Origin of the sequence: Paracoccus sp. ME4 (assembly GCF_046736325.1) — a bacterium.
GTDB lineage: Bacteria > Pseudomonadota > Alphaproteobacteria > Rhodobacterales > Rhodobacteraceae > Paracoccus.
The window spans coordinates 2,589,671-2,613,562 of sequence record NZ_CP151276.1 but is presented as its reverse complement, the minus strand read 5'-3'; the positions used below and the strand labels follow the sequence as shown (position 1 = coordinate 2,613,562).

The 23,892-nt window shown below is 67.8% G+C and carries 30 protein-coding genes and 1 tRNA gene; 21 read left to right on the top strand and 10 right to left on the bottom strand.

Annotation, left to right across the window (positions count from 1 at the left end):
* The first annotated feature begins 37 nt into the window (after positions 1 to 37).
* The 3 genes from AACG61_RS13330 (at position 38) to argF (ending at position 2,508) form a co-directional block, all read left to right on the top strand.
* The gene (locus AACG61_RS13330) at positions 38 to 1,210 is read left to right on the top strand and encodes an aspartate aminotransferase family protein (protein WP_411837589.1); all 1,173 of its coding nucleotides are present in this window, start codon (positions 38 to 40) and stop codon (positions 1,208 to 1,210) included.
* Positions 1,211 to 1,295: 85 nt separating this feature from the next.
* Positions 1,296 to 1,430: a hypothetical protein gene (locus tag AACG61_RS13325; RefSeq protein ID WP_411837588.1), complete on the top strand. Its 135-nt coding sequence runs from the start codon at positions 1,296 to 1,298 to the stop codon at positions 1,428 to 1,430.
* A gap of 151 nt (positions 1,431 to 1,581) precedes the next feature.
* On the top strand, positions 1,582 to 2,508 hold the full coding sequence (gene argF / locus AACG61_RS13320) for an ornithine carbamoyltransferase (RefSeq protein ID WP_411839523.1): 927 nt from the start codon (positions 1,582 to 1,584) through the stop codon (positions 2,506 to 2,508).
* A 93-nt stretch (positions 2,509 to 2,601) separates the two neighbouring features.
* Here the strand turns inward: argF and AACG61_RS13315 are convergent, their stop codons facing one another.
* Positions 2,602 to 4,197 carry a phosphoenolpyruvate carboxykinase gene (locus AACG61_RS13315; protein WP_411837587.1) on the bottom strand — a complete coding sequence of 532 codons (1,596 nt, stop codon included), beginning with the start codon at positions 4,195 to 4,197 and terminating at the stop codon, positions 2,602 to 2,604.
* A gap of 209 nt (positions 4,198 to 4,406) precedes the next feature.
* Between AACG61_RS13315 and AACG61_RS13310 the strand changes: the two genes are divergently transcribed.
* From AACG61_RS13310 to AACG61_RS13285, 6 genes are all read left to right on the top strand, one after another.
* Positions 4,407 to 4,820 carry an HPr kinase/phosphorylase gene (locus AACG61_RS13310; RefSeq protein ID WP_411837586.1) on the top strand — a complete coding sequence of 138 codons (414 nt, stop codon included), beginning with the start codon at positions 4,407 to 4,409 and terminating at the stop codon, positions 4,818 to 4,820.
* Between the two features lie 53 nt (positions 4,821 to 4,873).
* Positions 4,874 to 5,824 carry an RNase adapter RapZ gene (rapZ, locus tag AACG61_RS13305; protein WP_411837585.1) on the top strand — a complete coding sequence of 317 codons (951 nt, stop codon included), beginning with the start codon at positions 4,874 to 4,876 and terminating at the stop codon, positions 5,822 to 5,824.
* Between the two features lie 43 nt (positions 5,825 to 5,867).
* Positions 5,868 to 6,290, top strand: a complete 423-nt coding sequence (locus AACG61_RS13300; protein WP_411837584.1) for a PTS sugar transporter subunit IIA — start codon at positions 5,868 to 5,870, stop codon at positions 6,288 to 6,290.
* Positions 6,287 to 6,565 carry an HPr family phosphocarrier protein gene (locus AACG61_RS13295; protein WP_411837583.1) on the top strand — a complete coding sequence of 93 codons (279 nt, stop codon included), beginning with the start codon at positions 6,287 to 6,289 and terminating at the stop codon, positions 6,563 to 6,565. Before AACG61_RS13300 ends, AACG61_RS13295 begins: the two co-directional genes overlap by 4 nt.
* A complete protein-coding gene (locus AACG61_RS13290; RefSeq protein ID WP_411837582.1) occupies positions 6,565 to 7,194 on the top strand; it encodes a TetR/AcrR family transcriptional regulator in 630 nt (209 codons plus the stop codon). Before AACG61_RS13295 ends, AACG61_RS13290 begins: the two co-directional genes overlap by 1 nt.
* An 84-nt stretch (positions 7,195 to 7,278) precedes the next feature.
* Complete coding sequence (locus AACG61_RS13285) at positions 7,279 to 7,680, top strand: DUF2852 domain-containing protein (RefSeq protein WP_411837581.1); 402 nt, start codon at positions 7,279 to 7,281, stop codon at positions 7,678 to 7,680.
* Between the two features lie 57 nt (positions 7,681 to 7,737).
* Here the strand turns inward: AACG61_RS13285 and AACG61_RS13280 are convergent, their stop codons facing one another.
* From AACG61_RS13280 to AACG61_RS13250, 7 genes are all read right to left on the bottom strand, one after another.
* The gene (locus AACG61_RS13280; protein ID WP_411837580.1) at positions 7,738 to 8,613 is read right to left on the bottom strand and encodes a 3-hydroxybutyryl-CoA dehydrogenase; all 876 of its coding nucleotides are present in this window, start codon (positions 8,611 to 8,613) and stop codon (positions 7,738 to 7,740) included.
* Positions 8,614 to 8,718: 105 nt separating this feature from the next.
* Positions 8,719 to 9,645 carry an electron transfer flavoprotein subunit alpha/FixB family protein gene (locus tag AACG61_RS13275; protein WP_411837579.1) on the bottom strand — a complete coding sequence of 309 codons (927 nt, stop codon included), beginning with the start codon at positions 9,643 to 9,645 and terminating at the stop codon, positions 8,719 to 8,721.
* Positions 9,645 to 10,403 (bottom strand): electron transfer flavoprotein subunit beta/FixA family protein, encoded by a 759-nt coding sequence (locus AACG61_RS13270; RefSeq protein WP_411837578.1) that lies wholly within the window; start codon positions 10,401 to 10,403, stop codon positions 9,645 to 9,647. Before AACG61_RS13270 ends, AACG61_RS13275 begins: the two co-directional genes overlap by 1 nt.
* Before the next feature lie 123 nt (positions 10,404 to 10,526).
* Positions 10,527 to 11,099 (bottom strand): cob(I)yrinic acid a,c-diamide adenosyltransferase, encoded by a 573-nt coding sequence (locus tag AACG61_RS13265; protein WP_411837577.1) that lies wholly within the window; start codon positions 11,097 to 11,099, stop codon positions 10,527 to 10,529.
* Positions 11,099 to 11,299 (bottom strand): twin transmembrane helix small protein, encoded by a 201-nt coding sequence (locus tag AACG61_RS13260; RefSeq protein WP_411837576.1) that lies wholly within the window; start codon positions 11,297 to 11,299, stop codon positions 11,099 to 11,101. Before AACG61_RS13260 ends, AACG61_RS13265 begins: the two co-directional genes overlap by 1 nt.
* A 27-nt stretch (positions 11,300 to 11,326) precedes the next feature.
* Positions 11,327 to 12,145 carry an SDR family NAD(P)-dependent oxidoreductase gene (locus tag AACG61_RS13255; protein ID WP_411837575.1) on the bottom strand — a complete coding sequence of 273 codons (819 nt, stop codon included), beginning with the start codon at positions 12,143 to 12,145 and terminating at the stop codon, positions 11,327 to 11,329.
* Entirely contained in the window at positions 12,142 to 12,660 is a 519-nt protein-coding gene (locus AACG61_RS13250; RefSeq protein WP_411837574.1) for an SH3 domain-containing protein, read from the bottom strand. Before AACG61_RS13250 ends, AACG61_RS13255 begins: the two co-directional genes overlap by 4 nt.
* A gap of 166 nt (positions 12,661 to 12,826) precedes the next feature.
* Here AACG61_RS13250 and parC point away from each other — a divergent pair, with 166 nt between their 5' ends.
* On the top strand, positions 12,827 to 15,070 hold the full coding sequence (gene parC / locus AACG61_RS13245; protein ID WP_411837573.1) for a DNA topoisomerase IV subunit A: 2,244 nt from the start codon (positions 12,827 to 12,829) through the stop codon (positions 15,068 to 15,070).
* Between the two features lie 6 nt (positions 15,071 to 15,076).
* Here the strand turns inward: parC and AACG61_RS13240 are convergent, their stop codons facing one another.
* Together AACG61_RS13240 and AACG61_RS13235 are read right to left on the bottom strand one after the other, a co-directional pair.
* Positions 15,077 to 15,985, bottom strand: a complete 909-nt coding sequence (locus AACG61_RS13240) for an SDR family oxidoreductase (protein WP_411837572.1) — start codon at positions 15,983 to 15,985, stop codon at positions 15,077 to 15,079.
* 136 nt (positions 15,986 to 16,121) lie between these two features.
* On the bottom strand, positions 16,122 to 16,940 hold the full coding sequence (locus tag AACG61_RS13235) for a tellurite resistance TerB family protein (RefSeq protein WP_411837571.1): 819 nt from the start codon (positions 16,938 to 16,940) through the stop codon (positions 16,122 to 16,124).
* A 233-nt stretch (positions 16,941 to 17,173) separates the two neighbouring features.
* Between AACG61_RS13235 and tuf the strand changes: the two genes are divergently transcribed.
* The 11 genes from tuf (at position 17,174) to rpsC (ending at position 23,885) form a co-directional block, all read left to right on the top strand.
* Positions 17,174 to 18,349, top strand: coding sequence for an elongation factor Tu (gene tuf, locus AACG61_RS13230; protein WP_411837570.1), 1,176 nt, complete (start codon positions 17,174 to 17,176; stop codon positions 18,347 to 18,349).
* A 68-nt stretch (positions 18,350 to 18,417) separates the two neighbouring features.
* Entirely contained in the window at positions 18,418 to 18,987 is a 570-nt protein-coding gene (locus AACG61_RS13225; protein ID WP_411837569.1) for a hypothetical protein, read from the top strand.
* 92 nt (positions 18,988 to 19,079) lie between these two features.
* A tRNA-Met gene (locus AACG61_RS13220) sits at positions 19,080 to 19,156 on the top strand.
* Positions 19,157 to 19,449: 293 nt separating this feature from the next.
* Positions 19,450 to 19,758 (top strand): 30S ribosomal protein S10, encoded by a 309-nt coding sequence (rpsJ, locus tag AACG61_RS13215; RefSeq protein WP_042247848.1) that lies wholly within the window; start codon positions 19,450 to 19,452, stop codon positions 19,756 to 19,758.
* A gap of 11 nt (positions 19,759 to 19,769) precedes the next feature.
* Positions 19,770 to 20,660, top strand: coding sequence for a 50S ribosomal protein L3 (gene rplC, locus AACG61_RS13210; protein WP_411837568.1), 891 nt, complete (start codon positions 19,770 to 19,772; stop codon positions 20,658 to 20,660).
* The gene (gene rplD, locus AACG61_RS13205) at positions 20,660 to 21,280 is read left to right on the top strand and encodes a 50S ribosomal protein L4 (protein WP_411837567.1); all 621 of its coding nucleotides are present in this window, start codon (positions 20,660 to 20,662) and stop codon (positions 21,278 to 21,280) included. The genes rplC and rplD overlap by 1 nt, the downstream gene beginning before the upstream one ends.
* Complete coding sequence (locus AACG61_RS13200; RefSeq protein ID WP_411837566.1) at positions 21,277 to 21,573, top strand: 50S ribosomal protein L23; 297 nt, start codon at positions 21,277 to 21,279, stop codon at positions 21,571 to 21,573. The genes rplD and AACG61_RS13200 overlap by 4 nt, the downstream gene beginning before the upstream one ends.
* A gap of 94 nt (positions 21,574 to 21,667) precedes the next feature.
* On the top strand, positions 21,668 to 22,507 hold the full coding sequence (rplB, locus tag AACG61_RS13195; protein ID WP_411837565.1) for a 50S ribosomal protein L2: 840 nt from the start codon (positions 21,668 to 21,670) through the stop codon (positions 22,505 to 22,507).
* Positions 22,508 to 22,510: 3 nt separating this feature from the next.
* Positions 22,511 to 22,789: a 30S ribosomal protein S19 gene (rpsS, locus tag AACG61_RS13190; RefSeq protein WP_045982161.1), complete on the top strand. Its 279-nt coding sequence runs from the start codon at positions 22,511 to 22,513 to the stop codon at positions 22,787 to 22,789.
* Positions 22,790 to 22,794: 5 nt separating this feature from the next.
* On the top strand, positions 22,795 to 23,175 hold the full coding sequence (gene rplV, locus AACG61_RS13185; protein WP_042247864.1) for a 50S ribosomal protein L22: 381 nt from the start codon (positions 22,795 to 22,797) through the stop codon (positions 23,173 to 23,175).
* Positions 23,175 to 23,885, top strand: a complete 711-nt coding sequence (rpsC, locus tag AACG61_RS13180) for a 30S ribosomal protein S3 (protein ID WP_136857773.1) — start codon at positions 23,175 to 23,177, stop codon at positions 23,883 to 23,885. Before rplV ends, rpsC begins: the two co-directional genes overlap by 1 nt.
* The last annotated feature ends 7 nt before the right edge of the window (positions 23,886 to 23,892 follow it).

Genomic DNA, 23,892 nt, shown 5'->3' with positions numbered 1-23,892 from the left:
TGCCCGCCCCCCTTCCATCGCTGCAAAGGCCAGATCCATGATCCCGCATGTCCTGCCGACCTATAACCGTGCGCCCCTTGCCTTCGAACGCGGCGAGGGCTCCTGGGCCGTCACCGTCGACGGGACGCGATACCTGGACCTGGGCGCGGGCATCGCGGTCAACGTGCTGGGCCATGCGCATCCCGACCTTGTCGCGGCGCTGACCGAGCAGGCGGGGCGGATCTGGCACGTCTCGAACCTCTACCAGATCCCCGAGCAGGAGCGGCTGGCCGACCTGCTGGTCGAACATACCTTCGCCGACACGGTGTTCTTCACCAACTCCGGCACCGAGGCGGCCGAGCTGGCCATCAAGATGGTGCGCAAGCATTGGGACCATGCGGGCGACCCCGAGCGGATCGAGATCCTGACCTTCTCGGGGGCGTTCCACGGGCGCTCCACCGGGGCCATCGCCGCGGCGGGGTCCGAGAAGATGGTCAAGGGCTTCGGCCCGCTGATGCCGGGCTTCCGCACGCTGCCCTTCGGCGATCACGAGGCGCTCAGGGCCGCGGTCAGCGACCGCACCGCCGCGATCATGGTCGAGCCGGTGCAGGGCGAGGGTGGTATCCGCCCGCTGCCCGACGCCTGCCTGCAGGGCCTGCGCGAGATCTGCGACCGGACCGGCGCGCTGCTGGTGCTGGACGAGGTGCAATGCGGCATGGGCCGGACGGGGCGGCTGTTCGCGCATGAGTATGCGGGGATCGCGCCCGACATCATGATGGTCGCCAAGGGCATCGGCGGCGGCTTTCCCCTGGGCGCCGTGCTGGCGACGGAAGGCGCGGCGGCGGGCATGGTCGCGGGGACGCATGGCTCGACCTATGGCGGCAACCCGCTGGCCTGCGCGGTCGGCGCGGCGGTCATGGGGATCGTGGCCAACCCTGCCTTCCTGGCCGAGGTGAACCGCAAGGCCGCTCTGTTTCGCCAGAGGCTGGAGGGGCTGGTCGCGGCGCATCCGCAGGTCTTCGAGGGCGTGCGGGGGCAGGGGCTGATGCTGGGCCTGAAATGCCGCGTCGCGCCCACCGATCTGGTGCGCGCCGCCTATGACCAGCATCTGCTGACCGTGCCGGCGGCCGATGACACGCTGCGCCTGCTGCCGCCGCTGACCATCACCGACGAGGAGATCGCCGAGGCCGTGGCCCGCCTGGATCGGGCCGCTACCAGCCTGAATGGCTGACCGCGGCTTCACGATGGCGATCGCGAGCGGCGCGGCCTCGGGGCGTGCGCGGTCCCTGCATGGTCGCCGGCCTGCTGCGCAACTAGTGCGACGGCCGGCCGCCGCCATGGCGCGGCTGGTCGAGCCGGGCCCGACCACGCCGCGCGCCGTGGCCGCCAGTCGCGAGGCAGGCTTTCCGGACGAGGAACTGACGGTCCGCGCGCTGACCCGCCTCCGATGAGGCGCGTGCGCCCTGCCTCTCCGTTGCCCAGATCACTCTCCTCTCCGGCCGCATCACGGGCCTGCCGCGCAGGCGCGCAGAAAGCCCGATCCGCCCCTTGACCCCGTCCGTTCGGCGGGGCTTGCTGGAGAAAAGCCGAAAGACCATGACGATGACCCATTTTCTGGATATCCACACCACCGACCGCACCGCCCTGCGCAGCATCATCGACAGCGCCCACGCCATGAAGGCTGCCCGCAACGGACGACCCAAGGGCACGCCCGACGACGAGCAGCCGCTGGCCGGGCGCATGGTCGCGCTGATCTTCGAGAAGCCCTCGACCCGCACCCGGGTCAGCTTCGACGTGGGCGTCCGGCAGCTGGGCGGGCAGACGATGATCCTGTCGGGGTCCGAGATGCAGCTGGGTCACGGCGAGACCATCGCCGACACCGCGCGGGTCCTGTCGCGCTATGTCGACCTGATCATGATCCGCACCTTCGAGGAGGCGACCCTGCACGAGATGGCGGAATATGCCAGCGTGCCGGTCATCAACGGGCTGACGAACCGCACCCATCCCTGTCAGATCATGGCGGACGTGATGACCTTCGAGGAGCATCGCGGTCCCATTGCCGACAAGAAGGTCGTCTGGTCGGGCGACGGCAACAACGTCTTCGCCAGCTTTGCCCATGCCGCGGGGCAGTTCGGGTTCGACCTGACCTTCACCGGGCCGCCGCCGCTGGACCCCGAGGCGGCCTGTCTGGACTTTGCGGCCTCGCAGGGGCGACCGGTCACGATCGAGCGCGATCCGGCGAAGGCCGTCATCGGCGCCGATCTGGTCGTCACCGACACCTGGGTCAGCATGCACGACCCGCAATCGGCCAAGGAACGGCGGCACAACCAGCTGCGCGGATACCAGATCAACGAGGCGTTGATGGCGCGCGCCCGCGAGGACGCGCTGTTCATGCATTGCCTGCCCGCCCATCGCGAGGACGAGGTCACCAGCGCGGTGATGGACGGACCCGCATCGGTCATCTGGGACGAGGCCGAGAACCGGCTGCATGCGCAGAAGGCGATCATGCGCCATTGCCTGGGCCTGTGAGCCGACCTGATTGACGGGCGGCTGACGCCGCCCGACGCCATGAGAAAAGGCCGCGCATGCTGCGCGGCCTTTCCGGTTTCGCGGCGGCGGCGCTCAGCCGATGGCGGCGGCGCGGGTCTCGTCGTCGATGGCGTCGAGATACTGGGCGAAGTTGTCGCAGAACATCTGGACCAGCTTCCTGGCCTGCGCGTCATAGGCGGCTGGGTCCGACCAGGTGCGGCGCGGGTCCAGCAGGACGTCGCTGACGCCCGGCACGCTGACCGGCACGTCGAAGCCGAAGTTCGGGTCGCGGCGGAACTCCACGTCGTTAAGGCTGCCGTCGAGCGCCGCGGCCAGCAGCGCGCGGGTCGCCGCGATCGGCATGCGCGAGCCGGTGCCGAAGGCGCCGCCGGTCCAGCCGGTGTTCACCAGCCAGCAGCTGGCGCCGTGCTGGGCGATCTTGGCCTGCAGCAGCTTGCCATAGACCTCGGGGCGGCGCGGCATGAAGGGGGCGCCGAAGCAGGTCGAGAAGGTCGGGATCGGCTCGGTCACGCCGACCTCGGTACCCGGCGTCTTGGAGGTGAAACCCGACAGGAAGTGATACATCGCCTGCGCCGGGGTCAGCCGCGCGATGGGCGGCAGGACGCCATAGGCGTCGCAGGTCAGCATGATCACGTTCTTCGGATGGCCGCCCAGGCTGGTCTGCGAAGCGTTCGAGATCGCGTCCAGCGGATAGGCGCAGCGCATGTTGTCGGTGATCGAGTTGTCCTCGAAGTCCAGCTCCAGCGTCTCGGGGTCGAAGACCATGTTCTCGATCACGGTGCCGAAGCGGCTGGTGGTGGCATGGATCTCCGGCTCGGCCTTGGCCGAGAGGTTGATCGTCTTGGCGTAGCAGCCACCCTCGAAGTTGAAGATGCCGGTGTCGGACCAGCCATGCTCGTCATCGCCGATCAGCACGCGCGAGGGGTCGGCCGACAGGGTCGTCTTGCCGGTGCCCGACAGGCCGAAGAACACCGCGCTGTCCTCGGGGTCGCCCGGCGCATGGTTGGCGCTACAATGCATGGGCATGATGCCCTTTTCCGGCAGCAGGTAGTTCAGCAGCGTGAAGACCGACTTCTTGTTCTCGCCTGCATAGGCAGTGTTGGCGATCAGGATCAGCTTCTTGTCGAAGTTCATCGCGATGACGGTTTCCGACCGGCAGCCGTGCCGCGCCGGGTCTGCCTTGAAGCCGGGGCAGTTGATGATCGTGAAGTCGGGGGTGAAGCTCGCCAGCTCCTCCGCCTCGGGACGGCGCAGCAGGTGACGGATGAAGAGGCCGTGCCAAGCCAGTTCGGTCACCACGCGCACGTCCAGCCGGTTCTCGGGATCGGCGCCGCCGAACAGGTCCTGCACGAAGTAGTCGCGACCCTTCATGTGCTGAAGCATGTCCGCGTGCAGCCGGTCGAAGGCCTCGGGCTCCATCGGCTTGTTGTTGTCCCACCAGATCGTCTGTTCGACCGACGGGGTGCGCACGACGAACTTGTCCTTGGGCGAGCGGCCGGTATGCGCACCGGTCGAGACCAGGAACGTGCCGCCCAGGCCCAGCTGCCCTTCGCCGCGAGCGACCGCCTGGGTCATCAGGGCGGGCTCCAGCAGGTTGTAGTGGACCTGACCCAGCCCCGTGATGCCTTGGTCTTCCAGACGGCAGGAGGGGTTAACGCGCGTGGTCATGGCATGCTCCGTGGCTGAGGGCGGCGACCCCGGCGGGGTGGCTTTCCCGGCCTATAGCATGGTGGATTCGGGGCGAAATCTGACAGCGCAAACGGTTAGCGTAAACATCAAATGTTATCGCCATCATTACGGTGTACGGGGCTTCCGCGCGGCATCAAGGCGGAAAATTAACCGGTTCTGGGGCAGGATCGGGCTGGGGGGTGATTCGCATGATCCAGATTCACGCGACGACGGTCGCGGTCGAGGGGCAGGGCCTCGTCATCCTGGGTCCGTCCGGGGCAGGCAAGTCCAGCCTGGCGCTGCAGCTCATGGCTGTGGGGGCGGCGCTGGTCGCCGACGACCGCACCGATCTGCGCCTGTCGGCGGGTCGCCTGATCGCGCAGGCGCCGCTGCCGCTGCTGGGGCGGATCGAGGCGCGCGGGGTGGGCATCCTGGGCGCAGCGCCCGCTCCTCCAACCGCCATCATGCTGGCCTGCGATCTTGGGCGAACCGAAGAGGATCGTCTGCCACAGATGCGGCATCATGAATGGCTGGGGGTCCGGGTTCCGCTTGTGCTGGGACCCTATCGGCCCCATCTTTATGCTGCGTTGCGGCAGCTGATGACGGGCCATCGTCTTGCATGAGCGGACCGACGCGATTTGACCGACGGGGTCGCAGGACATCGAGGAGCCGACCGATGGATCAGGACGTCGACAGTTTCGCCGCGCAGAGGCTGGTTCTGGTGACGGGACCGTCGGGGGCCGGGCGCTCCACCGCGATCAACGTGCTGGAGGATCTGGGCTTCGAGGCGATCGACAACCTGCCGCTGTCGCTGATCCCGCGTCTGCTGGACGGGCCGCCCCGGCACGCGCCGCTGGCCTTGGGGCTGGACGTGCGCAACCGCGATTTCTCGGCCGCCAACGTGATCGAGCTGATCGACCGGCTGACCCGCCTGCCGGGCTTCGCGCCCGAGGTGCTGTATCTGGACTGCGTCGCCGACGTCCTGGTGCGTCGCTACAACGAGACGCGTCGCCGCCATCCGCTGACCCCCGACGCCGCGCCTATGGCGGGCGTTCTGGCCGAGATCGACCTGCTGGCGCCGATCCGGGCGCGGGCCGACGTACTGGTGGACACGACCGACCTGTCCCCGCACGACCTCAAGGCCGAGCTGATGCAGTGGTTCGACGTGCGCCCGGACCGGCGTCTGGGCCTGTCGCTGCACTCCTTCAGTTACAAGCGGGGCGTGCCGCGCGGCTTGGACATGATGTTCGACTGTCGTTTCCTGGCCAATCCGCATTGGGACGCGGCGTTGCGGCCGCTGGACGGGCGCGACCCGCGCGTCCAGGGCCACGTCGCCGCCGATCCGCGATTCGCCGAATTCTTCCAGCGCACTCGCGATCTGGTTCAGTTCCTCCTGCCCGCGCACACGGATGAGGGGAAATCGCATCTGGCGGTCGGCTTCGGCTGTACCGGAGGGCAACACCGTTCCGTCACTTTGGTTGAAAAGATGGCGGTTGCGCTTGCGGATGCGGGCTGGCCGGTGTCAATAAGACACAGGGAACTGGAACGCCGTGCCGCGGCCGCGCCGCAGGCAGCCACCGAGGTCACGGCCTCGAGCGCACCGATGGTGCAGAGGCAGGCGTCATGATGGTTCGGCTGTTCGGGCGGTTCTTTGGGCTTGGTGGGGCGCGTTGATCGGAATTGTCATAGTGGCACATGGCGGACTGGCCCGGGAGTATCTCTCGGCGGTCGAGCATGTCGTGGGGCCTCAGGTCGGCATCGCGGCCGTCGCGATCGAGGACGATCACGACCGCGCGGCCAAGACGGCGGAAATCAAGGCCGCGGCGGATGCGGTGGACGGGGGGCACGGGGTCATCCTGGTCACCGATCTCTTCGGCGGCTCTCCGTCGAACCTGTCGCTGCCGGCCTGCGCGGTGCGCGGGCGCACGATCCTCTACGGGGCCAACCTGCCCATGCTGGTCAAGCTGGCCAAGTCGCGCCACCTGAGCGTGCCGGATGCCGTCGGTCACGCCGCCGAGGCCGGTCGCAAGTACATCGATTCCTACAACGTGCCGCCCGAGGCGCGTCTCGACAACGGAAGCCATCCCGCATGACCGAGCCTGTGACGCGCGATCTGTCGATCATCAACGTCAAGGGCCTGCATGCCCGCGCCAGCGCCAAGTTCGTCGACGTGGTCGAGCGCTTCGACGCCAAGGCCCGCGTCGAGAAGGACGGGATGAGCGTGTCGGGCGACAGCATCATGGGCCTTCTGATGCTGACCGCGCCGCGCGGCAGCCATATCCGCGTGACGACCAGCGGTCCCGACGCCCAAGCCCTGGCCGATGCTCTGGAGGCGCTGGTGGGCGACTATTTCGGCGAAGGCATGTAGTGCCCGCCCCTCGGGACCCCGACCGCAAGTCCTATCACCACGGCAATCTGCGACAGGCGCTGGTCGAAGCGACCGCGGACCTGGTGCAGGAGCAGGGGCCGCAGGCCTTCACCCTGACCGAGGCTGCGCGTCGGGCCGGCGTGTCCGCGGCCGCCCCCTATCGCCATTTCAAGGGCCGCGACGACCTGCTGGAGGAGGTCGCCCGGCAGGGCTTCCTGGAATTTGCCGCGCGGCTGGAGGCGGCCTTCGACGGTGGGCGGCCGCGGCCGCTGACGGCCTTCCTGCGGATGGGGCAGACCTATCTGGACTTCGCCGCCGACCGGCCGGGCTATTACATGGCGATGTTCGAAAGCGGCATCTCGGTCGCGGGGAATGCGGATCTGGCCGCGGCCTCGGGTCGGGCGCAGGGCGTGCTGGTAACCGCCGCCGAGGCACTGGCCGCACGCCTGCCCGCGGAAAGCCGCCCCCCGGCACGGATGGTCGCCAACCACATCTGGGCGCTGAGCCACGGCGTGGTCGAGTTGTTCGGCCGCGGCAAGCCCGGTGGCCGCAGCCCCGTCGGGCCGTCGGAAATGCTGGAGAGCGGCGCCCTGATCTATCTGCGCGGGCTGGGCCTGATCCCCGAGTGAAATTCGCAGTGCCGCCCTTGACGGAGACGAGAGCGTCTCCCATCTATGTAAATGTAATTCACATTAACATCGGGAGACCCACTCATGACCACCGCAATACCCGTGCTTCGCCCGGCCTCGACCGGTCAGCGGATCGGTGAGCTGCTGACGCGGGGACGCGACTGGCTGGACCGGCGCGGCCGCCCGGCCTGGATCGTCGCGACCGTCCTGGCCTTCATCGCCGCCTGGCCCGTGGGCCTCGCCCTTCTGGGCTACATGATCTGGAGCAAACGCATGTTCGGAACCGCCAAGCGCACCATCGCGCCCCTCTATTCCGCCCCCAGCACCGGCAACAGCGCCTTCGACGCCTATCGCGCCGAGACCTTGAAGCGGCTTGAGGACGAGCATCGCGACTTCGTCGAATTCCTGGCCCGCCTGCGCGAGGCCAAGGACAAGGCCGAGTTCGACCAGTTCATGGAAAAACGCGACGCCAAGACCGACGCCTGAGGCGCGGTCGGCGGAGGGAAATGCGGGCCGGGCGGAATCGTCCGGCCCGCAGACCTGTCAGCGGGTCGGGACCGGCGTCTCGCCGCGATAGTCGTAGAAGCCGCGTCCGGTCTTGCGGCCCAGCCAGCCGGCCTCGACATACTTGGTCAGCAGCGGGCAGGGGCGATATTTCGTGTCGGCCAGCCCGTCATGCAGCACGTTCATGATGGCGAGGCAGGTGTCCAGGCCGATGAAGTCGGCCAGTTCCAGCGGACCCATCGGATGGTTCGTGCCCAGCTTCATCGCGCTGTCGATGCTGCTGACGGACCCCACGCCCTCGTAGAGCGTATAGACCGCCTCGTTGATCATCGGCATCAGGATGCGGTTGACGATGAAGGCGGGAAAATCCTCGGCCGTGGCCGAAGTCTTGCCCAGCTTCTCGACGACCTCGTGCAGGGTCTTGTAGGTGGCCTCGTCTGTGGCGATGCCGCGGATCAGCTCGACCAGCTGCATCACCGGGACCGGGTTCATGAAGTGAAAGCCCATGAACTTCTCGGGGCGATCCGTCCGCGACGCCAGTCGCGTGATCGAGATTGACGAGGTGTTCGAGGTCAGGATCGTCTCGGGCTTCAGATGCGGGACCAAATCCTCGAAGATCGCCTGCTTGACGGTCTCGCGCTCGGTCGCGGCCTCGATCACCAGATCGCAGCGGCCCAGGTCCTGCAGGCGCAGCGTGGTGCTGATGCGCGCCATGGCGCGGGCCTTGTCGTCGGCGGCGATCTTCTCGCGGCTGACCTGGCGTTCCAGGTTGCGGTCAATCAGGGCGACGGCCTTGTTCAGCGCATCCTGGCTGATGTCGGTCAGCAGCACGTCATAGCCCGCGACCGCAAAGACATGGGCGATGCCGTTGCCCATCTGACCCGCACCGATCACGCCCACCGACTGAACCGCCATACCCGCATCTCCCTGTTCGACGCGCGGACGATAGGGCGGGGGCGCGGGTGCCGCAATGCAAAACCGCCCCCGGATGGGGGCGGCTGCACGGCGCTGTCCGAGGGATCAGAGCTTTTCGGTCAGTTCCGGAACGACGGTGAAGAGGTCGCCCACCAGGCCGTAATCGGCGACCTGGAAGATCGGCGCCTCCTCGTCCTTGTTGATGGCGACGATGACCTTGCTGTCCTTCATCCCCGCCAGGTGCTGGATCGCGCCGGAGATGCCGACCGCGACATAGAGTTCCGGCGCGACGACCTTGCCGGTCTGGCCCACCTGCCAGTCGTTCGGCGCATAGCCCGAATCGACCGCCGCGCGCGATGCGCCGACCGCGGCACCCAGCTTGTCGGCCAGGGTCTCGATGATCGCGAACTGCTCCTTGGAGCCGAGGGCGCGGCCACCCGACACGACGCGCCCGGCCGAGGTCAGCTCGGGGCGGTCGCTTTTGGCGACCTCGTCGTTCAGCCATTTCGACAGGGCCGGATCGTCGGCCAGGGTCGCATCCCCGACCGGCGCGGCAGGGCCTTCACCGGCGGCGTCGAAGCTGGCCGTGCGGATGGTCATGACCTTGGTCGCATCGCCCGACTTGACCGTCTGGATGGCGTTGCCGGCATAGACCGGGCGTTCGAACGTGTCCGCATCGATGACCGCCGAGACGTCCGAGATCACCATCACGTCCAACAGCGCCGCGACGCGGGGCATGACGTTCTTGGCATCCGTCGTCGCGGGGGCGGCGATGTGACTGTAATCGCCCGCCAGCGCCGCGATCAGCGCCGCGGTGGGTTCGGCCAGGCGATGCCCGTAACGGGCGTCCTCGGCCACCAGGACCTTCGACACGCCGGCGATGGTCGCGGCCTGATCTGCGGCCGCACGGGCCTGCGCCCCGGCGCAGAGCACCGTCACGTCGCCCAGAGAGGCCACGGCGCCCACGGCCTTGGCCGTCGCGTCGCGGCTCAGTTCGCCATTGGTGACTTCGGCCAGAAGAAGAACAGCCATCACACGACCCCCGCTTCCTTGAGTTTCGACACCAGCTCGTCCACCGAGCCGACCTTGATGCCCGCCTTGCGGCCCTCGGGCTCGCGGGTCTTGACGACCGTCAGGCGCGGGGTGACGTCGACGCCGTAATCGGCGGCGGTCTTCTCCTCCAGCGGCTTCTTCTTGGCCTTCATGATGTTGGGCAGCGAGGCATAGCGCGGCTCGTTCAGGCGCAGGTCGGCGGTGACGATGGCGGGCAGCTTGACCTCGATGGTCTGCAGGCCGCCATCGACCTCGCGCGTGACCTGGGCCGCGTCGCCCGCGATCTCCAGCTTGCTGGCGAAGGTCGCCTGGCTCCAGCCCAGCAGCGCCGACAGCATCTGGCCGGTCGCGTTCATGTCGTTGTCGATCGCCTGCTTGCCGGCGATGACCAGTTGCGGCTGTTCGGCATCGACGATGGCCTTGAGGATCTTGGCGACGGCCAGCGGCTCGATGTCCTGATGCACGTCATCGGCTGCGACGACCAGGATGGCGCGGTCCGCACCCATGGCCAGCGCGGTGCGCAGCGTCTCGGCGGCCTGCTTGACGCCGATGCTGACGGCGACGATCTCGGTGGCGGCGCCCTTCTCCTTCAGACGGATCGCCTCCTCGACGGCGATCTCGTCGAAGGGGTTCATCGACATCTTCACGTTGGCCAGATCGACACCCGATCCGTCCGCCTTCACGCGGGCCTTCACGTTGTAGTCGATCACGCGCTTGACTGGCACGAGGACTTTCATCGGCCTCTCTCCCTTGGTTTGCGTCATCTGTCGGCGGGATTGTTAGACAGCAAGATCGGGCAAGGACAGGGCAAAAACGCCGCGGGACGCAGCGTTTGCGCCCCGCAGCCGTGATGTCGGGCGCTAACGGCTGGCGCCCGGCACCCACAGGATGTCGTCCGCGCCGTTGCGGTTCACGACCCGGCCCGCCACGAACAGCCAGTCCGACAGCCGGTTCAGATAGCGGATCGCGGCGGTGTTCACGTCGCCGCCCGCCAGCAGTTCGGTCGCGCGCCGCTCGGCCCGGCGGGCGACGGTGCGCGACAGGTGCAGATGCGCGGCAAGCGGGCTGCCGCCGGGAAGGATGAAGCTGCGCAGCGGCGCCAGATCCGCGTTCATCGCGTCGATCTCGGCCTCCAGCCGGTCGACCTGGGCGTCGATGATGCGCAGCACGGGGTATCCGGCGCTGTCATCCGCCGCCATGTCCGGCCGCGCCAGGTCCGCGCCCAGGTCGAACAGGTCGTTCTGGATCACGCCGATCTGCCGGGCCAGATCGCCCGTCGCGTGCAGGCGGCAGAGGCCCAGGGTGGCGTTCAGCTCGTCGACGGTGCCATAGGCCTCGACGCGGGGGTCGTGCTTGGGCACGCGGGTGCCGTCGGACAGCGCCGTGTCGCCCTTGTCGCCGGTGCGGGTGTAGATGCGGTTCAGGACGACCATCACGCAGCCCTCAGCCACAGGAACAGCATCATGATGACCAGCGCCGCGGCCTGGGCATAGAGGCGCCAGCGCATCATGCGGTTGCCGTGCTTGCGGTTGAAGTCGCCACCCTTGGCGAAGCCGCCGATGCCGGTCAGCAGGATGGCGATCACGACGCCGACGGACAGGATCGTGACGAGGAACAGGGATTGATCGGGCATGGGGGACACCGCCTTTCGCCCGCCAACCTAGTTGCGCCGCGCAAACCAGTCCAGTGCGCGGGTCGGCAGAACCCGCCGCGCGACGCCCGAAATCCGCGTGGGCGTTGTGACATAGTAGCGCGGGGCAGGGTTTGCGGCCGTCAGCGCGGTCAGGATGCGCTCGCTGACCGCGCGGGGCGGCAGCTCGAACCGGTCCTTGCCGGAGGGCTCGTAGAGGCGTTTCAGCAGGCTGGCGCGGTACTGGTCGGCGCGCGGGCTGGCCCGCCAGTCCACCCACCGTTCGAAATGCGGGATGGCGTTCTCGCGGATGCGGCTGGTGATGGGGCCGGGCTCGATCAGGGTGACGTGGATGCCGGTGCCGTGCATCTCCAGGCGCAGCACGTCGGTCAGCCCCTCCAGCGCGAATTTCGTCGCCACATAGGGACCGCGCCACGGGATGCCCACCAGCCCCAGGACCGAGCTGATGGTGATGATCCGCCCCGCGCCGCGCTCGCGGAAATGCGGGATCAGGCGGCGCGTCAGGTCATGCGTGCCGAACAGGTTCACCTCGAAGATGGCGCGCAGCGCGTCGCGGGGCATGTCCTCGACCGCGCCGGGCAGGGCGAAGGCCGCGTTGTTGACCAGCGCATCGACCGGCCCGCCCGCCAGCGCGTCCCGCACGCAGGCCGCGACGCTCTCCGGATCGGCCAGGTCCAGGAACAGGCACTCCATCCCCTCGGCGCGCCGTGCGTCGATGTCCTCGGGGCTGCGACAGGTGGCCACCACGCGCCAGCCCTGCGCCTGCAGATGGCGCGCCGCGTCCAGCCCGATGCCCGACGAACAGCCGGTGATCAGCACCCGCCTCATGGTGCCTCGGGCGACAGGAACCGGCCCGCGACGAAGCCCGCCTGGCCGTCGGCGGTACGCACCTGCACCCATTCCGACGCGGTGGAGCCGACGGGCGTCACCGCCGTGCCGCCGGACAGGCCCGTCACCACGGCGAAATCGGTGCCCGGACCCACGCGCATGTTCACCCGGTCGCCGGTGACATAGAGGACCGGCCCCGCCTCGGGCGCCTCCTGCGGGGCGTCGGGCGTGCCCGAGGGGTATTCGGGGGACGGCTCCAGCGGCGGGCCGGGAAAGCGCTGGACGCGTTCGGGGGTCTGGCTGGCGGCGGGCAGCACCGCGACCGCCGGCGTGGCGGGCAGCGTGCCCGAGGGCGGGGCGGTCAGGGTGGGCGCACCCGCATCCTGTGCGGCGCTGACCGGGGCTGCGGGTGTCGCGCCCGCCCGCTCGGCGCGCAGGTCCTCCTTGCCCATGCCGTCCAGCACCAGAAACAGGATCGCCAGCGTCAGCAGCGTCAGAAGTCCCAACCGGATCATGGCCTCGTCACCCCTCTCCCCCCCGAAGCGCGCCGCGGCGGCCCCGTTCCCGGAATCGTTACCCGATTCGCGGGTGCAACGCCACGCGGGGCTCTGCGTTCCGTGCCATCGGCCCGCGGCCCTTTTCGATCTGGACCGGCGGCCCGGCCCGCCTTATCCACGGTCCATGGCCGACGATCTGATCCCCCAGCCCGACAAGGGCACCCATTCCGAACCGCTCAGCCGCGCGATCGGCGAGCGTTACCTGACCTATGCGCTGTCCACGATCATGCATCGCGCGCTGCCCGATGCGCGCGACGGGCTGAAGCCGGTGCACCGCCGCATCCTCTACGCGATGCGCGAACTCAGGCTGGCGCCGAACGGGGCCTTCCGCAAGTCGGCCAAGATCACCGGCGACGTGATGGGCAACTATCACCCGCATGGCGACGCCGCGATCTATGACGCCATGGCGCGCCTGGCCCAGGATTTCGCCATGCGCTATCCGCTGGTGGACGGGCAGGGGAACTTCGGCAACATCGACGGCGACAACCCGGCCGCCGCGCGCTACACCGAGGCCCGCCTGGCCGCCGCCTCCGAGGCGCTGATGGAGGGGCTGGCCGAGGACGCGGTCGATTACCGCCCGAACTACGACGGCACCCTGACCGAGCCGGTCGTGCTGCCCGCGGCCTTCCCGAACCTTCTGGCCAACGGCGCGTCGGGCATCGCGGTGGGCATGGCCACGAACATTCCGCCCCACAACCTGCACGAGGTCGTGGATGCCTGCCTGCATCTGATCAAGACGCCGGATGCGCGCGACGACACGCTGGCCGGGATCATCCAGGGGCCCGACTTTCCGACCGGCGGCGTGCTGGTCGAGAGCCGCGAGTCGATCGCCGAGACCTATCGCACCGGGCGCGGCGCCTTCCGGCTGCGCGCGCGCTGGAGCCAGGAGGACCTGGGCCGCGGGCTGTGGCAGATCGTCGTCACCGAGATCCCCTATCAGGTCCAGAAGTCCAAGCTGATCGAGCGCCTGGCCGAGCTGATCCAGACCCGCAAGATTCCGATCCTGGCCGATGTGCGCGACGAATCCGCCGAGGACGTGCGCATCGTGCTGGAGCCGCGCGCCCGCAACGTGGACCCCGATCAGCTGATGGGCGCGCTGTTCCGCGCCAGCGACCTGGAGATCCGCTTCAACCTGAACATGAACGTGCTGATCGACGGGCGCGTGCCCAAGGTCTGCTCGCTCAAGGAGGTGCTCCGCGCCTTTCTGGACCACCGCCGCGAGGTGCTGGTCCGCCGCGCGAGCTTCCGGCTGGAGAAGATCGCCGCCCGGCTGGAGGTGCTGGAGGGCTATCTGGTCGCCTATCTGAACCTGGACCGCGTGATCGAGATCATCCGCACCGAGGACGACCCAAAGGCCGTGATGGCCGCCGAGTTCGGCCTGTCCGAGGTCCAGGTCGAGGCGATCCTGAACATGCGCCTGCGCGCGCTGCGCAAGCTGGAGGAGATCGAGCTGCGCGCCGAACGCGACGCCCTGCTGGCCGAGCGGGAGGGGCTGCAGGCCATGCTGGACAGCGAGACCGCGCAATGGGCGCGCATCAGTGATCAGCTGAAGGAGGTGCGCAACCTCTTTGGCAAGTCGCGCCCCGAGGGGCAGCGCCGCACCACGATCAGCGAGGCGACCGAGATGCCCGTGATCGACCTGGAGGCCATGATCGAGCGCGAGCCGGTGACGGTCATCCTGTCGAAGATGGGCTGGATCCGCAGCATGAAGGGCCACCAGCCGCTGGATGCGGAGCTGAAGTTCAAGGATGGCGACGGTCCCGGCCACGCGCTGCATGCCGAGACGACCGACAAGCTGATGGTCTTCGCGTCGAACGGGCGGTTCTACACGATCCCGGTCAACACCCTGCCCGGCGGGCGCGGCATGGGAGAGCCGCTGCGCCTGATGATCGACCTGCCCAACGAGGCCGAGGTGATCGCCATGTTCCCCTGGCGGGAGGGGGCGAAGTATCTGGTCGCCTCGCGTGCGGGGGACGGCTTCGTGGTGGGGGCCGCCGACATCCTGGCCCAGACCCGCAGCGGCAAGCAGGTGCTGAACGGCGATGCGCGGCTCTGCCGTCCGGTCGGCGGCGATCATGTCGCGGTGATCGGAGAGAACCGCAAGATGCTTGTCTTCCCGCTGGCAGAGCTGCCCGAGATGTCGCGCGGCAAGGGCGTTCGGCTTCAGCGCTATGGCAAGGGTGGCGGACTGGTCAAGGATGACGAGTTGGTCGATGCCATCTGCCTGGTGCTGGCGCAGGGCCTCTCCTGGCCGATGACGGGCGGCAAGACGCGGCACGAGCCGGACCTGACCGAATGGCTGGGCAAGCGCGGCGGCACGGGCCGCATGGCGCCGCGCGGTTTCCCGCGCGACAACCGCTTCGCCTGACGGGGCCTAGAGGCCGCCGCCGCCGACCGAGCCGAAATATTCGCCGGTGATGTAGCTGGCCTCGTCCGAGGCCAGCAGCACATAGATCGGCGCGATCTCGACCGGCTGGCCGGGGCGGCCCAGGGGTTGGCTGGCGCCATGCTCCTGCGCCTTGTCGGTCGGCTGGCCGCCGCTGATCTGCAGCGCGGTCCAGTAGGGGCCGGGGCAGACCGCGTTCACCCGGATCGCGCGGGGGGCCAGCTGCTTGGCCAGCGACTGCGCGAAGGCCACGTTCGCGGCCTTGGTCTGAGCATAGTCGAACAGATGCGCCGACCCCGAGAAGGCCTGCACCGACGACGTGATGATGATCGACCCGCCCGCGCCCATATGCGGCAGCGCCGCCCGCGTCACCCAGAAGGGCGCATAGACGTTGGTCTTCATCGTGGCGTCGAAATCCTCGGTCGTCAGGTCTTCCAGCCGGTTGCAGAACTGCTGCCGGCCGGCGTTGTTGACCAGGATGTCCAGACCGCCCAGCTGCGACACGGCGCTTTCAACCATCTCCTTGCAGAAACCCTCCTCGCGCAGGTCGCCGGGGATCGCGACGGCCACGCGGCCCTCGGCCTCGATGAGGGCTACGACGCCATCGGCATCGGCCTGCTCGTCCGGCAGATAGGTGATGGCCACGTCTGCACCCTCGCGCGCGAAGGCGATGGCGGCGGCCGCGCCGATGCCGCTGTCGCCGCCGGTGATCAGGGCGCGCTTGCCCGCCAGACGGCCGGTGCCGCGATAGCTGGTCTCGCCATGATCGGGGCGGGGGTCCATGTCGCGGGCCAGTCCCGGGAACGGCTGCTCCTGAGCGGGAAAATCGGGGGCGGGCAGGCGCGGATCGGTGATGGCGCCGCTGCGGAAGGGCGGGTGGACGGGCGTCTCGGACATGGGGCCTCCTTCGGTCGGTTGCGAAGGCCAACCGCAGGGGCGGGCGATTGTTCCGGCTGATCTTTGACGCCCGCCGCCACGAAAAGGGGCCGCCATCCCTGCGGATCGCGGCCCCCCGTCATGCGCCCCGATCGTCTCAGGCGTTGTAGAGCGGCATCACGCCCGCCTCGCGGTGGATGCCGTTCACCGCCGCGCGGTCCAGCTTCATCGCCACGGCCAGATCGTTCAGATAGCGGGCCTCGGCCTCGCTGTCGAAGTCGATGGCCAGAAGCGACATCAGATAGACCTGACGCTCCATCCCCTCGGGCACGTCGCGGGCCAGGCCCGCCGCGTCGACGGGGGCGGCCATCTGGTCGCGGATGAACTGCCGCTCGTCCGCGTCCAGATCATCGCCCAGATGGCCCAGCAGGCGCTGGCGTTCGGCGTCGTCGACATGGCCGTCGGACTTGGCCGCCTGGATCATGGCGCGCAGCATCAGCCCGGCCATGGCGTTCTGTTCCGGGGTGGGGGCGACCTGCGGCTCGGCGTCATGGGACAGCGCGTCGTCGAAGAGCGATCCGAATGTCGCGTTGTTGCGCTCCTGCGAGCCTTTTGTGGCCAGATGCCCGACCGCGCCACCCGCCGCAGCGCCGCCCAGAAGACCGCCCAGCATGCCGCCCAGACCGCCGCCCGTGCCCGTGCCCGCGCCGCGCGGCTGGCCGCCCAGCTTGTCCAGCAGACCGCCCAGGGAGCCGTGCGCCCCGCCGCCCGCGCCGCCCCCCAGGGCGCGGCCCAGCATCTGGTTCAGGCTGCCGCCCGAACTGCCGGTGTTGTTGGCCAGCAGGTTGTCCAGAAGGCCGCCGCCGACCTTGCGATGACCGGGCCTGCCACCGTGCTGGTTGTTCATCATCCCGCCGATCCCCTTGGCCAGCATCACGCCGGCGGCGACCTTGGTCAGGCTCTTCATCAGGCTCATCGTGTTTCCCCCTTCGTGGACGGGCGCGGATGGATCATCCGGCCCCTTGCGCCAGAAACGATATGGGGCGTGCGCCGGTTCCTGCAATGCGCGGCGTCGGGGCGGCCCGGACGGGCGGCTATCGCACGCGGCGACGCATGCCTCCCCTTGATTTCCCCGCCTGCGCCTTATAGATCGCGGCGCATGTCAATCCGGGGCCCTTCAGCCATGCCCCGCGGATCCAGGAGGCCGACATGGCAAAGGCAAAGTTTGAACGGACGAAACCGCACGTGAACATCGGGACCATCGGTCACGTTGACCATGGCAAGACGACGCTGACGGCCGCGATCACGAAGTACTTCGGCGAATTCCGCGCCTACGACCAGATCGACGGCGCGCCGGAGGAGAAGGCCCGCGGGATCACGATCTCGACCGCGCACGTGGAATACGAATCGGAATCGCGCCACTACGCGCACGTGGACTGCCCGGGCCACGCCGACTACGTCAAGAACATGATCACCGGTGCCGCCCAGATGGACGGCGCGATCCTGGTCGTGAACGCCGCCGACGGCCCGATGCCGCAGACGCGCGAGCACATCCTGCTGGGTCGCCAGGTGGGCATCCCCTACATGGTCGTCTACCTGAACAAGGTCGACCAGGTGGATGACGAGGAGCTGCTGGAGCTGGTCGAGATGGAAGTCCGCGAGCTGCTGAGCTCGTACGACTATCCGGGCGACGACATCCCGATCATCAAGGGTTCGGCCCTGGCCGCGATGGAAGGCCGCGACAAGGAGATCGGCGAGGATTCGATCCGCGCGCTGATCGCCGCCGTCGACGAGTACATCCCGACCCCCGAGCGTGCGATCGACCAGCCGTTCCTGCTGCCGATCGAAGACGTGTTCTCGATCTCGGGCCGCGGCACCGTGGTCACCGGCCGCATCGAGCGCGGCGCGGTGAACGTGGGCGACGAACTGGAGATCGTGGGCATCCGCGACACCAAGAAGACCACCTGCACCGGCGTCGAGATGTTCCGCAAGCTGCTGGACCGCGGCGAGGCCGGCGACAACGTGGGCGTCCTGCTGCGCGGCATCGACCGTGACGGCGTCGAGCGCGGCCAGGTCCTGGTCAAGCCGAAGTCGGTCACCCCGCACACCCAGTTCGAGGCCGAGGCCTACATCCTGACCAAGGAAGAGGGCGGCCGCCACACGCCGTTCTTCGCGAACTACCGCCCGCAGTTCTACTTCCGGACCACGGACGTGACCGGCACCGTCAAGCTGCCCGAGGGCACCGAGATGGTGATGCCCGGCGACAACCTGAAGTTCGAGGTCGAGCTGATCGCGCCGATCGCGATGGAGGAGAAGCTGCGCTTCGCCATCCGCGAAGGCGGCCGCACCGTCGGCGCCGGCGTCGTCTCCAAGATCCTGAAGTGATCCGACAGACCGCGTAAGCGAGAGGGCCGCCCGAGAGGGCGGCCCTTTTTCATGGTGAGGAGGGGGTGATGGCCGCAGTCTTCGACGCATGGCGCGCCGCCGACAGGTGGCCGCGATGGCTGAAGGCGCTGGCGCTGCTGGTCTTCGTCGTCCCCTGGTTGCCGGTCCTGGGCCTGATGGTTGGATGGAGCTCTCTGCCCGTGTCCGGCGACCGCGACCTGACGGTGCTGCCGCAGATGGCCGGAGCGGCAGCCTCTCTGGCCCTGACCCTTCCCCTCATGATGACGGGCCTGGAAAGGATGCCGCAGGGGTTGCGCATTCTCTGGCACGTCGCGGCGGTCGCCTTTCTTGCCCTCACCGCCTGGAGCAACGCCACGGCGGGCTGGTCCTTTCTGGATGCCTTGATGCGCGGCCAGCCGAAACGGGCAGACTATGTCATCCGCGACGTGACGCCCGGCGGCGATGCCAAGTGCCCCGATGCCGTCCATCTTGCCGGCCTGCCCCTGATGTGGGACCGCCTCTGCGGTGTCGACCCGGACATCCTGCGCGGACTTCGACCGGGCATGCCGGTGACGGTGGCAGGGCGCGGAACGGATCGCTGGATCATCGTCACCGGCATCGTCGATCGGTCATCCTGACCGTCGCACGGGACGCCGCGTGATTTCTGCTTCAGATCCGCCGATTGGCGCTTGACGCCCCCGCGCGGGTGACCTAAATCGCCGCTCAGCGTGGCGGAGTAGCTCAGTTGGTTAGAGCAGCGGAATCATAATCCGCGTGTCGGGGGTTCGAGTCCCTCCTCCGCTACCACGTTTCCCCCCGGACATCACCGTGCTGAAGGCGCCCGCGCAGGGCGATCGGACCTGCATGCCTGCAGTCAGGCCCGATGCCCGCCTTCTTGTGCGGCGGGGTCGGCAGGGTGTTGACGCCGGGCGCATGATGATCCATATGACCGCATCGCCGTCGGTCCGTGAGAATCGATGGCTTTTGCATGGGCCGCCCGGCTTCCAGGGCGGCCTTGCAGTTTTCATGACGGTCCGATGCTGGCCCCGCGTGGTGCGCTGTCAGCCTCTCGACTGGAACTCCCCGCCAGAGGGATGACTATGCAAAGCCAGAATATCCGGATCCGGCTCAAGGCGTTTGACTATCGTGTGCTGGATGCCAGCACCCAGGAGATCGTCAACACCGCCAAGCGCACCGGCGCGACCGTCCGCGGTCCGATTCCGCTGCCGAACAAGATCGAGAAATTCACTGTCCTGCGCGGTCCGCACATCGACAAGAAGTCGCGCGACCAGTGGGAGATCCGCACGCACAAGCGTCTGCTGGACATCGTCGATCCGACGCCGCAGACCGTTGACGCCCTCATGAAGCTCGACCTCGCCGCCGGCGTGGACGTCGAGATCAAGGTCTGAGGAGGCTGATCATGTTGCGTACCGGTATCATCGCCAAGAAGCTGGGCATGACCCGTCTGTTCCTCGAGGACGGCCGTCAGGTCCCCGTCACCGTCCTGCAACTGGACGGTCTGCAGGTCATCGCGCAGCGCACCGCTGACCGCGACGGCTACACCGCCGTCCAGCTGGGCGCCGGAGAGGCCAAGGCCAAGCGCACGACCGCAGCCATGCGCGGTCACTTCGCCAAGGCCTCGGTCGCGCCCAAGCGCAAGATCGCGGAATTCCGCGTCGCCGAAGAGAACCTGATCAATGTCGGTGAGGAGATCACGGCTGACCACTACTTCGCGGGTCAGTACGTGGACATCGCCGGCACCTCGATCGGCAAGGGCTTCGCGGGCGCCATGAAGCGTCACAACTTCGGTGGTCTGCGCGCCTCGCACGGCGTGTCGATCAGCCACCGTTCGCACGGCTCGACCGGCCAGTGCCAGGACCCCGGCAAGGTGTTCAAGGGCAAGAAAATGGCGGGCCACCTGGGTGCCGTCCGCGTCACCACGCAGAACCTGCAGGTCGTCCGCACGGATTCCGAGCGCGGCCTGATCATGGTCAAGGGCTCGGTTCCGGGTTCGAAGGGTGGCTGGGTCACCATCAAGGACGCGGTCAAAAAGGCCACGCCCGAGAACCTGATCTATCCCGCCGCGCTGCGTTCGGCCGCCAATGAGGCCAAGCGCCTGGCCGAGGAAGCCGCTGCTGCTGCCGCCGCCGAGGAGGAAGCCGCCCGCGAGGAGGCCGCCCGTCTGGCCGCCGAGCAGGAAGCCGCCGCCCTGGCCGAGGCCGAGGCCTCGATCAAGTCGGACAAGGAGCACGCCGATCCCAATGCGGAAGAGCCGGCCTCCAATGACGACGCGCCGGAAGGAGACAAGTGATGAAACTTGATGTGATCAAGCTGGATTCCGGCGCTGCCGGTTCGATCGATCTGGCCGACGACATCTTCGGCCTGGAGCCCCGCGGCGACATCCTGCAGCGCGTCGTGCGCTGGCAGCGTGCCAAGGCGCAGGCCGGCACCCACTCGGTGCTGGGCAAGTCGGACGTGAGCTACTCGACCAAGAAGATCTATCGCCAGAAGGGCACGGGCGGCGCACGCCACGGCTCGCGCAAGGCGCCGACCTTCCGTCACGGTGGCGTCTACAAGGGTCCGACGCCGCGGTCGCACGCCTTCGATCTGCCCAAGAAGGTCCGCGCCCTAGGCCTGCGTCACGCGCTGTCGGCCAAGGCCACCGCGGGTGAGCTGGTCATCGTCGAGGATCTGAACCTGGCCGATGCCAAGACCGCCGCCGTCGCCAAGGCCGTCCGTGAGAACGGCTGGAAGCGCGTGCTGGTGATCGACGGCGCCGAGGTGAACGAGGGCTTCGCCCGCGCCGCCCGCAACATCGAGGGCGTGGACATCCTGCCGTCGATGGGCGCCAATGTGTATGACATCCTGAAGCGTGATACCCTGGTCATCACGCGCGCCGGTGTCGAAGCTCTGGAGGCTCGCCTGAAATGAGCGCGAAAGCTGAACATTACGACGTGATCGTCAAGCCGATCATCACCGAGAAGGCCACCATGACGTCCGAGAACAACGGCGTCGTGTTCCAGGTCTCCAAGGATGCGAACAAGCCGCAGATCAAGCAGGCCGTCGAGGCCCTGTTCGGCGTCAAGGTGAAGGCGGTCAACACCACCATCACCAAGGGCAAGCAGAAGCGCTTCCGCGGCCAGCTTGGCCGTCGCAGCGACGTCAAGAAGGCCTATGTGACGCTGGAAGCCGGCAACACCATCGACGTCTCGACCGGTCTCTGATAACCGGACGCGACAGGCGGCCCCGGAGCGATCCGGGGCTGCCGCATTTGACTGAAACGGACCACCCTGGTCCAAAGCAACGGAAGACAGAAAGATGGCATTGAAGTCGTACAAACCGACGACGCCTGGCCAGCGCGGGCTGGTTCTGATCGACCGTTCGGAGCTTTGGAAAGGTCGCCCGGTCAAGAGCCTCACCGAGGGTCTGACCAAGAAAGGCGGCCGGAACAACACCGGACGGATCACCATGCGTCGCCAAGGCGGCGGCGCGAAACGCCTGTATCGCATCGTCGATTTCAAGCGCACCAAGTTCGACATGGCGGCCGTGGTCGAGCGGATCGAGTACGATCCCAACCGCACCGCCTTCATCGCGCTGGTGAAGTACGAGGACGGCGAGCAGGCCTACATTCTGGCGCCGCAGCGTCTGGCCATCGGTGACAAGGTCGTCGCCGGTTCCAAGGTCGACGTTAAGCCCGGCAACGCCATGCCCTTCAGCGGCATGCCGATCGGCACGATCGTCCACAACGTCGAGCTGAAGCCCGGCAAGGGCGGCCAGATCGCCCGTTCGGCGGGCACCTATGCCCAGTTCGTCGGTCGCGACGGCGGCTATGCCCAGATCCGCCTGTCCTCGGGCGAGCTGCGTCTGGTCCGTCAGGAATGCATGGCCACCATCGGTGCCGTGTCGAATGCCGACCATTCGAACCAGAACCTCGGCAAGGCCGGCCGCAACCGCCACAAGGGCATCCGCCCGAGCGTCCGCGGTGTCGCCATGAACCCGATCGACCACCCGCATGGTGGTGGTGAGGGCCGCACCTCGGGTGGCCGCACGCCGGTCACGCCCTGGGGCAAGGACACCAAGGGCAAGAAGACCCGCAGCAACAAGGCGACCGACAAGTACATCTTGCGTTCGCGTCACGCGAAGAAGAAGGGGCGCTGACCTATGGCACGTTCTGTTTGGAAAGGCCCCTTTGTTGACGCCTATGTGCTCAAGAAAGCCGAGAAGGCCCGTGAGTCGGGGAAATCCGACGTCATCAAGATCTGGTCGCGTCGTTCGACCATCCTGCCGCAATTCGTCGGCCTGACCTTTGCCGTCTACAACGGGCACAAGCACATCCCCGTGAACGTCAGCGAAGAGATGATCGGTCAGAAATTCGGTGAATATTCGCCCACGCGCACCTATTACGGTCACGCCGCGGACAAGAAAGCCAAGAGGAAGTAATCGTCATGGGTAAGGAAAACAATCCGCGCCGCGTGGCGGAGAACGAGGCCTTCGCCAAGACGAAGATGCTTCGCACCTCGCCGCAGAAACTGAACCTGGTGGCTCAGCTGATCCGCGGCAAGAAGGTCGACAAGGCTCTGGCCGACCTGACCTTCTCGCACAAGCGCATCGCCGGCGACGTGAAGAAGTGCCTTCAGTCCGCCATCGCGAACGCCGAGAACAACCACGGTCTGGACGTCGACAACCTGGTCGTCGCCGAGGCCTGGGTCGGCAAGAACCTGGTGATGAAGCGTGGCCGTCCGCGGGCACGTGGCCGCTTCGGCAAGATCATGAAGCCGTTTTCGGAAATCACCATCAAGGTGCGCCAAGTCGAGGAGCAAGCGTAATGGGTCAGAAGGTCAATCCGATCGGCATGCGCCTGCAGGTCAACCGCACCTGGGACAGCCGCTGGTATGCCGACGACAAGGACTATGGCAATCTGCTGCTTGAAGACCTGAAGATCCGGGACTTCATCCACACGGAAGCCAAGCAGGCCGGCATCAGCCGCGTCATCATCGAGCGTCCCCACAAGAAGTGCCGCGTGACCATTCACGCAGCACGCCCCGGTGTCATCATCGGCAAGAAGGGTGCGGACATCGAGACCCTGCGCAAGAAGCTGGCGAACTTCACCGACAGCGAGCTGCACCTGAACATCGTCGAAGTGCGCAAGCCCGACGTCGATGCGCAGCTGGTCGCCGAGTCGATCGCCCAGCAGCTGGAGCGTCGCGTGTCGTTCCGCCGCGCCATGAAGCGTTCGGTCCAGAACGCCATGCGCATGGGTGCCCTGGGCATCCGCGTGAACGTCGCGGGCCGCCTCGGCGGTGCCGAGATCGCGCGGACCGAGTGGTATCGCGAGGGCCGCGTGCCCCTGCACACCCTGCGGGCCGACATCGACTATGCGCTGTCCGAGGCGACGACCCCCTACGGGATCATCGGCGTCAAGGTGTGGATCTTCAAGGGCGAGATCATGGAACATGATCCCCAGGCCCATGACCGCCGCGCCGCCGAAGCCCAGGAGGGCCCGGCCCCCCGCGGCCCGCGCCGCGACGCCCGGTAAGGAGTAG